Origin of the sequence: Rhizobium sp. NLR16a, assembly GCF_017948245.1 — a bacterium.
GTDB lineage: Bacteria > Pseudomonadota > Alphaproteobacteria > Rhizobiales > Rhizobiaceae > Rhizobium.
In genome coordinates this window covers 3,022,711-3,034,323 of record NZ_CP072865.1, presented here as the reverse complement: position 1 = coordinate 3,034,323, position 11,613 = coordinate 3,022,711, and the positions used below count along the sequence as shown (strand labels likewise).

Below are 11,613 nucleotides of genomic sequence, written 5' to 3'. Positions count from 1 at the left end.
GGGATGGATTTCAAACCTGATAATGCGAGAAAGCTGCTTGAGCAGTTCGACTTCGCGAAGCTCTTCACCGAAGAATTAGGCTGGGATCGACACAACGCGGACCTTTCGGTTCCCATCGGGGGTGTAACTTTCGTGCTCCGCGCTGTCGCGGAAAAGCGCGGGATGGTGGCTTGGGTCTGCCACGCGCCCTCAGGGCATCAAATCCCCGATCGAACAGCACGAAAAAAAATCGAAACTCAGGTCGCCAAAACCACACTTGAGCATCTTATCATCTTCACAGATGAAAAGCGCGCCGAGCAAACCTGGTCCTGGGCACGGCGCGAAACTGGCAAGCCCGTTTCGATGCCAGAGCACTTCTGGTATGCCTCATCAGGTAATCGCGGCTTTCTGCAAAAAATCGAAGCCATTGCATTCTCGCTTGCCGAAGAAAAGATCCTGACGCTGTTTGATGTCACGGCGCGAGCCCGCGCCGCCTTCGATGTGGAGCGTGTCACAAAGCGGTTCTACGACCAGTTCAAGACCGAGCACAAAGTCTTTCTCGGTTTCATCAGTGGCATCACGGAGGTGGCGGATAAGGAATGGTACGCTTCCCTGATGCTAAACCGCCTGATGTTTATCTACTTCATGCAGCGGAAGGGGTTCCTCAATGGCGAACGCGACTACCTGCGCGACCGTCTCGCCCGGTGTCAGAATCAAGAGGGCCAAGACAAGTTCTATTCATTCTACCGCTACTTCCTGCTTCGCCTCTTTCATGAAGGGCTCGGAGGCAAGGAACGCAACACAGAGCTCGACAAGTTGCTTGGCCGGATTCCCTATCTAAATGGCGGCCTGTTCGAGAAGCATCAGATTGAGGAGCGTTTCCCAGACATCAAGATTCCAGACGAGGCTTTCACTCGTATCTTCGCCTATTTCGACCGCTATCAGTGGCATCTCGATGAGCGCCCTCTACGCAACGACAACGAGATCAATCCGGACGTTCTCGGGTACATTTTCGAAAAATACATCAATCAAAAACAGATGGGCGCCTATTACACGAAGGAAGATATTACAGAGTACATTTCAAAGAATACGGTGATCCCCTTCCTTTTCGACGCCGCTAAAGCAAAATGCAAGGTTGCATTTGAAAATCCAGGTGGGCCGACGATTTGGGATCATCTGCGTGATGACCCCGACCGCTATATCCATGCCGCCGTTAAGCACGGCACCGAACACGAGCTCCCGCCGGAGATTGCGGCGGGCATGCAAGACGTGTCGGCCCGAACGCAGTGGAATCAGAAGGCGCCAGCAGGAATCGCTTTACCTACGGAGATCTGGCGCGAAGTGTTGGCGCGCCGCAAACGCTATACCGAGGTCCGGACTAAACTGGCGGCAGGCGAAGTTCGGGGGATCAATGATCTGATCACCCTCAATCTGGACATCCGGCAGTTTGCCCATGATGTGATTGAGCGCTGCGAAGGCCCCGACCTGCTCCGTGCCTTCTGGAAAGCAATCGAGGGTGTCACCGTTCTTGATCCAACTTGCGGTTCAGGTGCGTTTTTGTTCGCCGCGCTTAACATTCTCGAGCCGCTCTACGAGACCTGCCTCGACCGGATGGAGGCTTTTGTCGCTGATCTTGAGCGCTTGGGGGAAGGCCATTCGCCGAAAAAATTCGAGGACTTCAAGGCAACACTGCAAAAGGTCAGCACGCACCCCAACGCGCGCTATTTCACGCTGAAGAGCATCATCCTGAACAATCTCTTCGGCGTCGATATTATGGAAGAAGCGGTAGAGATCTGCAAACTCCGCCTGTTCCTGAAGCTCGCAGCCCAGGTCGATCCCGACCCGAGGCATGAGAACCTCGGCATCGAGCCGTTGCCGGATATCGATTTCAACATTCGCGCCGGGAACACGCTGGTCGGCTACGCAACCTACGCCGATGTCAAGAAAGCGCTAACCAGCAAGCTTGATCTTGATAATTCATTGGAGACGATCACACGGAGCGCTGCGGACCTTCAGCAGACGTTCAAAGCATTTCGGTTGCGCCAGGTTGACGGCGATGGATCGGTTCCGGTTGCCGACAAGCAAGCCCTACGACAACGTCTCAAGTCACTTGAAGACAAGCTAAATTTGCACCTCGCTCGGGAATCAGGCGTGAGGACCGATTCCGCTCAATATTCAAAATGGTTGCACACCCACCAACCATTTCACTGGTTTATCGAGTTCCACGGGATCATGGAAAACGGGGGATTTGACGTCATCGTGGGCAACCCCCCTTACGTCGTTTATCCTGGCAAGAATGTTCCGTACTCTCTGAATTCGTATGGCTACGACACACTCTCAACCAAAAATCTTTATTCTTTCGTTTTTGAGAGGAGTATCCGTTTAGCAAAGACGCAATCACCAATCGGTCTGATAGTTCAGCTGACGGCATTGTCGTCCGAAAAAATGCCGCCTCTTCAAAAGATGTTGCTCCAACGTAGCTCGCTAGTCGCTCTCTCGTTTCCTCGTCGTCCTCAATCCGTGTTCGAGGGCGTGGAGATGCCTGTGGTTATCCTTTTGTCACTCCCCGGCGGGCAGAAGCAGATTATTAGTTCGGACGTGTCACGTTTCTACGCTGAAGAACGACCCAATTTGATGTCAAAGATGATGATCGCTACGCACAGCGTTAAGCTGCACGGGCATCGCATTGGAAAACTTGGCCACGCGGAAGAAATAGAGATTCACAGTCGAGTTTCATCGCAGAAGTTTAATATTGAAAGTCTGACCTCGAAGTCGGGCAAAGGAATGATGTATTATCAGGAAGCGTGCCGCTACTGGGTCAAGGCATCCCATCGCGTTCCGCGGTTCATTAAGAATGGCGTAGCGATGGAGCCGCCGCACGGCAGAAAAATCGGCTTTCAAAGCGGGAATGCGGCTGCGTTTGCAGCTGCTCTATTGAATTCGAGTCTGTTTTATTGGTGGTATTCCGTTTTTTCCGATTGCGAGCATGTGAACGACGCCTTGGTTAGGTCGTTTCCCATACCAGCAAATTGGGACACGATCGACTGGGTACGGCTTAGCAATAAATTGGTCGACAGCTTAGAACGTGATGCGATCCAAAAGACCATTAATACTAAGCAAGGACATGTGATTGAATACGATGAGATATCAGCAGCAAAATCAAAGGGGTCGATAGATCGAATTGATGAGGAATTATCTCTGATCTACGGCTTGGGTCTGGAGGAAGCTGACTTCATAAAAAACTACGACATAAAATATCGCCTTGCTGGTGCAGATGAGGTGGAGTCAGGAGCCGATGAATGACGATCGCTGTTCTCGCATGGGGCTCGCTGATTTGGGACCGGCGGGATTTGGCGATCGCGTCGGAATTTATGCAACGCGGACCGATCCTCCCCGTTGAATTCGCCCGGATATCGGGAGATGGGCGCCTTACGTTGGTGATCGACGAAGCCTTCGGTGCTTCTTGTTCCACAAATTACGCGTTGAGCGCTTGTAGTGATCTCAATGCAGCACTTGAAAACCTCTGGACGCGTGAAGGTTCAGGTACCGAGGTATTGCCGAAGAATGTACGCTCGCATGGCCGGGTTGGCTGGATCGACTCCACCAACGGAACCCGTAGCGAGAAGGCTATGGAGCGTCACCCGCAAACTGTGGAAGCCATTACGGTCTGGATGCAGGCGAATGGGTACGACGCTGTGATATGGACAGCGCTGGGCGAAAATTTTCATGAGCCCGACAAGGCCGCAGAGCCGTTTTCCGAAGAAGCCGCGATCCGCTATCTCGCATCGCTTAAGGAGCAAAAGCTGGCCGCCGCTTTGCGCTATATCCGATTTGCGCCTCCCGATCTTCAGACGCCTGTTCGGGCTGCGGTCAATGCTCGCTGGCCAGAAGGATGAGGGGACCATGAGGAGCCTGGAGCTAGCGGATAGCCTGAAACTCGTATCTCAAGGCGAGCGAACTTATCCCGACCGGCTGATCCAGCGGCTCGGCGCAGATGCTCCAAAGACGATTTCAATCCTCGGGACGTTCGAGCCGCTTTCCGCGCCGATGACGGCATTCCTCTGCTCGAAGGAAACGCCTGGCGCAACAATTCTCAAAGCTTTCGATCAGGCGGCGGCATGGCGCGATGCCAGAAGGTGTGTAATCAGCGGTTTTCATTCGCCGCTGGAGCAGCAATGTCTCGATATTCTGTTGCGCGGCAAACAGCCCGTTGTGATGGCAATTGCGCGCGGCATCAGCACCTTGAAATTGCCCGCTGTGCAACGAAAGGCTCTCGACGACGGTCGGCTGACTATCATCTCGCCATTTCCGGAAACCGAGAAACGCGCCACCGCTAATCTCGCCCGCCACCGAAACCATTTTGTCGCTGCCCTCGCTGACCAAGTGGTGTTCGCCTTCGTTTCGCCAGGAGGGAGCTTATCAATGCTTTCCAATGAACTCGCAGGCTGGGGCATTCAAACTCGACACCTTCATCGCTAATTCGCGCGTGATCTCCTTGCTTTGCACGCGATATTCTTCCGCTCTTGCTAGATTGCTGCAACTCACCGGCGCGCTGCAAACAGCCGAACCCCCGTCAATCCCGCCAGCCTCTCCACCAGCGCCTCCTGAAACCCAACATCGTTCACCTCCGCCGCCGGCTCCCGCCGCTGGCGGTGATACCAATACCCGCCGCTCACCTTCGCCGCTTCTTCCTCGCTCGTCGCCAGCCACGTCTGCGTCAGATGTCCCATCTCCAGATCATCCGGCGCGCCAGCGCCGCCCATCTTTGTTGGCACCCAGCCGGGGTCGACGGCGTTGCTGAGGACGTCGGCCCAGTGGCGGGCGATGGCGGCGGAAAGGGTGGCGATGTAGAGCTTGCTTTCGGAATAGGCTTGGCTGGCGCTCCAGGGCCGCTTCTTCCAGTCGATATCGTCAAGCGTGCTGCCGCCGCTGCGGTGCATGCCGCTGGTGAGATAGATCAGCCGGTCGGGCCGCGTGATCGAGGCGGTGAGGAGATAGGGGGCGAGCGTGTTGACCGCCAGCGTCTTGGCGTGGCCTTCGGGTGTCTCGCCGCGGCTGCGCTCGAGGTAGATGCCGGCATTGTGGATGACGGCGTCCATGCGGCCGATGGCGTTGACCTGTTCGGCGATCGAGCGGGTTTCCGCAGCACTGGCGAGATCGCCGATGACGAGGCCGAGGGCGGCGGCTGAGGTCTCGGCGATGGCCGCGGCGCGCTCGCGGGAGCGGGCGTGGAGGACGACCTCGTGGCCTTCGCGGATAAGGGTGCGGGCGGCGGCGAGGCCGAGGCCATCGGTGGAACCGGTGATGAAGATGCGGCTCATGGGGGTTCCTTTCGCGAGCGGTGGCGGGACAGAGTGCTGGGTAGGGGTGCTTCGGTCAAGGTGGGATGGTCGACAAGTCCGCCAGCGATCGGGTGCGGTTTTGCAGATTGGTTCCCACCTCCTCCGTCATCCTCGGGCTTGACCCGAGGATCCACACGCAGCACTCGAGTACATACGTTCACGGACAGGATGCTCCCTGCCGCTCCGTCTGCCGACGGCCAGCACAATGCGCGCGGCATGGATCCTCGGGTCAAGCCCGAGGATGACGGAGAGTGGGGTGAGGCTTAGGCCGGAACCGCGAGGCCGTTCGCCGGATGATGCCGCTCCGTCTGACACGGCGAGCACAATGCTCGGGGCATGGATCCCAGGGTCAAGCCCTGGGATGACGGAGAGTGGGGTGAGGCTCCGGCTGGTTCCGCAAGGCCCTCAGTCAGATGATGCCGCTCCATGCGCCTACGGCCTGCACAATGCGCGCGGCGTGGATCCCAGGGTCAAGCCCTGGGATGACGGAGGAGGGGGTGGGGCTCGGCGAAAACGGCAATGTCGTCAGTCGGATGATACCGCTCCATGCGCCGCCGGCCGGCACAATGCTCCGGGCATGGATCCTCGGGTCAAGCCCTGGGATGACGGAGTATGAGGTGGGCTCGGCGAAAGAAACCGCAACGTCAGTCTACGCCACTCCACCCAACACCACCTCACACCCCCTGCCGCCGCCGCTCCGCGCCCGCGGCAATCGTCTGCACCAACTCGTCCACCTCGCGTGCCAGCCGTTCCAGCGGCAGGCCGACGAAGCGGCCCTCCAGGCTGATGCTGACGACGCCGTGGACGGCGCCGAACAGGGTGCGGGCGCGGATGGCGCGGTCTTCGGCGGGCATGCCGGGCTGCAGTTCGGCGAGCGGTTCGGCGATCACGTCCATCAGGAAGAGGTGTTCGTCGAGGTGCCATTGCGGCGTCGGGCTGGTGGCGGGGGGGAAGTGGTCGAACAGCGCCTTCCAGAGATTGCGGTGTTCCACGGCGAAGGCGAGGTAGCCCTGGGCGAGGTTGCGCAGGCGATCAGTCGGGCTTTTGCCCCTGGCCTCGTCAAGCGTCAGCCTCGCCTCCAGCGCCTTCAGCGTCGCGGAGTTCACATGGATGACGAGCTCGGCGAGGTCGGAGAAGACGGTGTAGAGGCCGCCGAGCGCGCAGCCGGCATCCTGGGTGATGTCGCGGGCGCGCAGGTTGGCGAGCCCGTCGCGGGCGATGCGCTCGCGCGCCGCCTCGATCAGCCGCGCCTTCAAATCCTCGCGTTTTTCTTCCCGTCGACCGGCCATTAACCATTCCCTTCCGAATTTTTGAACGTCGTTCAAAATTTATCTTGAACGTCGTTCATGATTCTGCCATAACTCAGCTCGTGAACAACGTTCATAAACCGGAGGACAGAAATGTTCAAATTGATTTCCACATTGCTGCGGGGCAGGGCGCATGATGCCGAGCAGGCCTTCGCCGATCGCAACGCCGTGCCGCTGCTGGCCCAGCAGATCCGCGATGCCGCCCAGTCGATCCAGACGGCGCGGCGCAGCGTCGCTGTCGCCATCGCCCAGAACGAGCAGGAGAAGGCCCAGCACCAGACGATCCTTTCCCGCATCGCCGATCTCGAGACCCGCGCCACCGCAGCCCTCACCAGGGGCAATGAGGGGCTGGCGCGGGAAGCGGCCGAGGCGATCGCCTTTCTCGAGGCCGAGCGCGATGCGTCGGAACAGGCGCAAAGCCAGTTCACCACTTCGATCGCCAAGCTGAAGGGCATCGTCAGGGATGCCGAGGCGCGGCTGCAGGCGCTGCAGCGCGGCGAGCGGCTGGCCCGCGCCACTGAGGAGGCGCAGAAGCTCGATATCGCAGTCGCCGGTCCCGGCCTGGCCACCCTCGACGAGGCCGAGGAGACGCTGGCCAGGCTGCGCCTGCGCCAGAGCCAGAACGAGCTGACGGCGGCGGCGCTGAAGGAGATGGAAAGCGCCACGCGGCCGGCCGGCATCATCGAAAAGCTTGCCAATGCCGGCTGCGGCGCGCCGCTCACCTCATCGGCCGATGACGTGCTCGCCCGGCTGAAGAGCCGCATCACGCCGGCCGCCTGACATCTTCATCCAACAATCCACCCCTAGAAATTAAAGGGTCACTGCTATGAACGACAGTTTCCAGAAACATTCCGCCAGCTGGGTCAGCTTCTCCTACATCTCCTTCGGCGCCGCCGCCTTCATGCTGGCGCTCGGCCTCTACATGATGCCGCTCGATCTCTGGGGGAAGGGCTATCTCGCCATGGGCATATTGATGCTGGTGCAGACGACGGTGAACATCACCAAGACGCTGCGCGACAATGCCGAATCCGAGAAGCTGATCCGCAAGGTCGAAGATGCCCGCACCGAAAAGCTGCTGGTCAAATTCAATCGTAACGGTGAAGATTGATCTTCCTTAACCACATCGCAGAGTTGTTATCGCACTCAACTTTTGCGTAACAACTCTGTGGCCTTCTCTGCCCACGAAAAGAGGGTCTCGCCGTGCAAAACAATCTGATGACATCGAGGAAATTCGCGCCGCTGTTCTGGACGCAGTTCCTGACCGCCTTCAACGACAATTTCCTGAAGAATACGCTGGTCTTCCTCATCCTCTTCAAGATGTCGGCGAGCGAAGGCGCGGCTTTGGTGACGCTTGCCGGCGTCATCCTCATCGTGCCCTTCCTGCTGCTTTCGGCGCTGGGCGGCGAGATCGCCGACAAGCACGACAAGGCGAAGGTGGCGGAACTGTTGAAACGCTCAGAGATCGGCATAGCGGCCCTTGCCGTCGTCGGCCTCGGCTTCTCCTCGATTTTTGTGCTGATGGCGGCGCTCTTCGGCTTCGGCATCGTCTCGGCGCTGTTCGGGCCGATCAAATACGGCATCCTGCCCGATCATCTCGAACGCCGCGACCTGCCGAAGGCCAATGCCTGGATCGAGGGCGGCACCTTCATCGCCATCCTCGGCGGCACCATCATCGCCGCACTCGCCTTTTCGAGCGGCGACAATATCGTCCTCTTCGGCTCGATGATGATGGGGCTGTCGGTGCTCTGCTGGCTGTCGGCCCGCATGATCCCGCCGACCGGCTCCAAGGCGCCGGATCTTCAGATCGACCGCAACGTCATCCGCTCCAGCTACACGCTGGTCATGGAGATCCGTAGGGATACGCGGCTGTGGCGCTCGGCGCTGATGAACTGCTGGTTCTGGCTGGTCGGCGCCTTCACGCTCTCCATCCTGCCGACCATGGTGACCGAGCTGCTCGGCGGCTCCGAGCTCGTCGTGCCCGCCTATCTCACGGTGTTCGCGATTGCCGTCGCCGTCGGTTCGGGCATTGCCGCCTGGATGTCGGCGGGCCGCGTCGTGCTGTTGCCGGCCCCCGTCGGCACCGCGCTGCTCGGCCTCTTCAGCCTCGATCTCGCCTGGAACCTCTGGGGCCTCACCTCGACCTCGCACGCGACGACGATCCTCGATTTCTTCGCCGGCGAAAATACCATCCGCGTCGCCATCGATCTCGCCGGCATGGCGATCTCGGGCGCCTTCATCGCCGTGCCGACCTTCGCCGGTCTGCAGACATGGGCGCATGAGGATCACCGCGCCCGCGTCATCGGCGCCGCCAATGTGCTGTCTGCGCTGTTCATCACCGTCGGCCTCGGTTTGGTCGCCGCCATCCAGGCGCTCGGGGCCTCCATTCCGCAGATCCTGATCGGCCTCGGCATTGTCAATTTCGCGGTCGCCTGGCTGATGCTGAAGACGCTGCCGACCAATGCCTTCCGCGATTTCATCTCGATCCTGTTCCGCGCCTTCATGCGGCTCGAGGTCGAGGGGCTGGAGAATATCAAGAAGGCCGGCCCGGCGCCGATCATTGCGCTGAACCATGTCAGCCTGCTCGATGGCGCCTTGGCGCTCGCCATCACCGAGGAAGAGCCGGTCTTTGCCGTCGATTACAAGATCGCCCAGGCCTGGTGGGTGCGCCCCTTCCTGAAAATGTGCAAATTCCTGCCGCTCGACCCGACCAAGCCGATGGCGACGCGCTCGCTGATCAAGGTGGCGCAGGAAGGCAATGCGATCGGCATCTTCCCCGAGGGCCGGCTGACGGTGACCGGCACGCTGATGAAGGTCTATGACGGAGCCGCCATGGTCGCCGACAAAACAGGCTCGATGGTGGTGCCGGTCAAGATCGACGGGCTGGAGAAGACCTATTTCTCCTATCTCGACAACGGCAAGATCCGCCGCCGGCTGTTCCCCAAGGTCAAGGTCACCATTCTCGAGCCGGTGAAGCTCGAGGTGGAGCCGGAGCTGAAAGGCCGCAAACGCCGCACGGCGGCGGGGGCAGCACTCTACCAGGTGATGTCGAACCTGCTGTTCCGCACCGCCGACACCTCGTCGACCGTGCTCGAGCGGGTCATCCGGGCAGGCCACGAATTCGGCATGAAGAAGCTTGCTGTCGAAGATCCGGTCACCGGCCGGCTGACCTATGGCAAGCTCTTGACCGGGGCCGCCGTGCTCGGCGCCAAGTTCCGCGCCCGCTTCCCGGAACAGAACCTCGGCGTCATGCTGCCGAATGCCAATGGCGCCGCCGCCACCCTTCTCGGCGTCATGTCGGCCGGCAAGGTGCCGGCGATGCTGAACTTCACCGCGGGCGCCGCCAACATCCTCTCCGCCTGCAAGGCGGCTGAGGTCAAACACGTGCTGACCTCGCGCGCCTTCGTCGCCCAGGCCAAGCTCGGCCCTGTGATCGAGGAGCTGGAAAAGCAGCTGACGATCGTCTGGCTCGATGATTTGAGGGCCGAAATCTCGTTCAAGGACAAGCTGATCGGGCTTCTTCGCAAGGGTCGGCCGCTCGTCAAACGCCAGGCCGACGATCCGGCCGTCATCCTGTTTACTTCGGGCTCGGAGGGCACGCCGAAGGGCGTGGTGCTGACCCACCGCAACGTGCTGTCGAACGCCGCCCAGGCCGCCGCCCGCATCGATTTCCACAGCGGCGACAAGGTGTTCAACATCCTGCCGGTCTTCCATTCCTTCGGGCTGACGGCCGGCACCGTGCTGCCGCTGATCTCGGGCGTGCCGGTCTATTTCTATCCGTCGCCGCTGCATTACCGCATCGTGCCGGAGCTGATCTATGTCTCCAACGCCACGATCATCTTCGGCACCGATACCTTCCTCAACGGTTATGCCAGGACGGCGCATCCGTATGATTTTCGCTCGATCCGCTACATCTTCGCCGGCGCCGAGCCGGTGAAGGCGGCGACCCGCCAGACCTATATGGAAAAATTCGGCCTGCGCATCCTCGAAGGTTACGGCGTCACCGAGACCGCGCCTGTGATCTCCATCAATACGCCGATGTACAACCGCTCCGGCACGGTCGGCAAAATCCTGCCGGGCATGGAATGGAAGCTCGAGCCGGTGCCCGGCATCGACGAGGGCGGCCGCCTGCATGTGCGCGGCGCCAATGTCATGGCCGGTTATCTCCGTGCCGAAAAGCCCGGCGTGCTCGAACCGCTCGCCGATGGCTGGCACGACACCGGCGACATCGTCAGCATCGACGAGGACGGCTTCGTCAAGATCCGCGGCCGCGCCAAGCGCTTCGCCAAGATCGGCGGCGAAATGGTGTCGCTGGCGGCAATCGAGGCGCTCGCCGCCGAACTCTGGCCTGCCGCGCTCTCGGTCGTCTCGTCGCTGCCCGACCCCAAGAAGGGCGAGCGCCTGGTGCTGCTCACCGACGCCGAAACCGCCACCCGCGCCGAATTCCTCGCCTTCGCCAAGTCGAAGGGCGCGATGGACATGATGGTCCCGGCCGAGGTCACCATCGGCAAGGTGCCGGTGCTGGGCTCCGGCAAGGTGGATTTCGTCGCCGCCCGCAAGCTGGCGGAGGGGGCGGCGGAGAAGGAAGAGGCGGCGTGAGCGCCGGCGTTGGGCGGGGGAGGGCGCCAGCTCTCCTCTGTCGCCAGACGCGCCGCCGGCACAGCCTGTGCGGCGCCGCTTTTGCCGTCGCTTCATCGCCGCCGCTGGCGATGCTTCGCGGCACCACCTCGCTTCCGCGTTGGCGCACTTATGCATCCCAGCCGCACCCCTCGTCCGCGTCGGCTTATGCGTCCGGGCACCACCTCTCCTCCGTCATCCCAGGGCTTGACCCTGGGATCCATGCGGCTGGCGCTGAACAGCAATGGCCTCCCACCGCAGAGAAATCGAAGCCTCATGCTTGGCTGTGGATCCCAGGGTCAAGCCCTGGGATGACGGAGTGTGGGGGTGGCGTTCTCGCCAAACGCACCGCCGGTGCAGCTTGAGAGCCG

General features: G+C 60.5%; 8 protein-coding genes. 6 read left to right on the top strand and 2 right to left on the bottom strand.

Annotation, left to right across the window (positions count from 1 at the left end; all coding sequences use genetic code 11):
* Window positions 1–3: 3 nt before the first annotated feature.
* The 3 genes from J7U39_RS14825 to J7U39_RS14815 are packed head-to-tail and all read left to right on the top strand — an operon-like array spanning window position 4 to window position 4,458.
* A complete protein-coding gene (locus tag J7U39_RS14825) occupies window positions 4–3,282 on the top strand; it encodes a DNA methyltransferase (protein ID WP_210628871.1) in 3,279 nt (1,092 codons plus the stop codon).
* A complete protein-coding gene (locus tag J7U39_RS14820) occupies window positions 3,279–3,875 on the top strand; it encodes a hypothetical protein (protein WP_210628870.1) in 597 nt (198 codons plus the stop codon). Before J7U39_RS14825 ends, J7U39_RS14820 begins: the two co-directional genes overlap by 4 nt.
* A 7-nt stretch (window positions 3,876–3,882) precedes the next feature.
* A complete protein-coding gene (locus J7U39_RS14815; RefSeq protein WP_210628869.1) occupies window positions 3,883–4,458 on the top strand; it encodes a DNA-processing protein DprA in 576 nt (191 codons plus the stop codon).
* Window positions 4,459–4,520: 62 nt separating this feature from the next.
* Here the strand turns inward: J7U39_RS14815 and J7U39_RS14810 are convergent, their stop codons facing one another.
* Window positions 4,521–5,300: an SDR family NAD(P)-dependent oxidoreductase gene (locus tag J7U39_RS14810; RefSeq protein ID WP_210628868.1), complete on the bottom strand. Its 780-nt coding sequence runs from the start codon at window positions 5,298–5,300 to the stop codon at window positions 4,521–4,523.
* 695 nt (window positions 5,301–5,995) lie between these two features.
* A complete protein-coding gene (locus J7U39_RS14805; RefSeq protein WP_210631685.1) occupies window positions 5,996–6,610 on the bottom strand; it encodes a TetR/AcrR family transcriptional regulator in 615 nt (204 codons plus the stop codon).
* Between the two features lie 111 nt (window positions 6,611–6,721).
* Between J7U39_RS14805 and J7U39_RS14800 the strand changes: the two genes are divergently transcribed.
* The 3 genes from J7U39_RS14800 to J7U39_RS14790 all read left to right on the top strand — a co-directional run bounded on the left by J7U39_RS14800 (window position 6,722) and on the right by J7U39_RS14790 (window position 11,224).
* A complete protein-coding gene (locus tag J7U39_RS14800; RefSeq protein ID WP_210628867.1) occupies window positions 6,722–7,408 on the top strand; it encodes a PspA/IM30 family protein in 687 nt (228 codons plus the stop codon).
* Between the two features lie 46 nt (window positions 7,409–7,454).
* Window positions 7,455–7,736 carry a YiaA/YiaB family inner membrane protein gene (locus J7U39_RS14795; RefSeq protein ID WP_008529123.1) on the top strand — a complete coding sequence of 94 codons (282 nt, stop codon included), beginning with the start codon at window positions 7,455–7,457 and terminating at the stop codon, window positions 7,734–7,736.
* A gap of 92 nt (window positions 7,737–7,828) precedes the next feature.
* Window positions 7,829–11,224 carry an acyl-[ACP]--phospholipid O-acyltransferase gene (locus tag J7U39_RS14790; protein ID WP_210628866.1) on the top strand — a complete coding sequence of 1,132 codons (3,396 nt, stop codon included), beginning with the start codon at window positions 7,829–7,831 and terminating at the stop codon, window positions 11,222–11,224.
* Window positions 11,225–11,613 lie beyond the last annotated feature (389 nt).

Excerpts from the sequence above, each read along its gene's own strand:
- J7U39_RS14825 (WP_210628871.1), top strand. The coding sequence starts at position 4 with ATGGATTTCAAACCTGATAATGCGAGAAAGCTGCTTGAGCAGTTCGAC.
- J7U39_RS14820 (WP_210628870.1), top strand. The coding sequence starts at position 3,279 with ATGACGATCGCTGTTCTCGCATGGGGCTCGCTGATTTGGGACCGGCGG.
- J7U39_RS14815 (WP_210628869.1), top strand. The coding sequence starts at position 3,883 with ATGAGGAGCCTGGAGCTAGCGGATAGCCTGAAACTCGTATCTCAAGGC.
- J7U39_RS14810 (WP_210628868.1), bottom strand. The coding sequence starts at position 5,300 with ATGAGCCGCATCTTCATCACCGGTTCCACCGATGGCCTCGGCCTCGCC.
- J7U39_RS14805 (WP_210631685.1), bottom strand. The coding sequence starts at position 6,610 with ATGGCCGGTCGACGGGAAGAAAAACGCGAGGATTTGAAGGCGCGGCTG.
- J7U39_RS14800 (WP_210628867.1), top strand. The coding sequence starts at position 6,722 with ATGTTCAAATTGATTTCCACATTGCTGCGGGGCAGGGCGCATGATGCC.
- J7U39_RS14795 (WP_008529123.1), top strand. The coding sequence starts at position 7,455 with ATGAACGACAGTTTCCAGAAACATTCCGCCAGCTGGGTCAGCTTCTCC.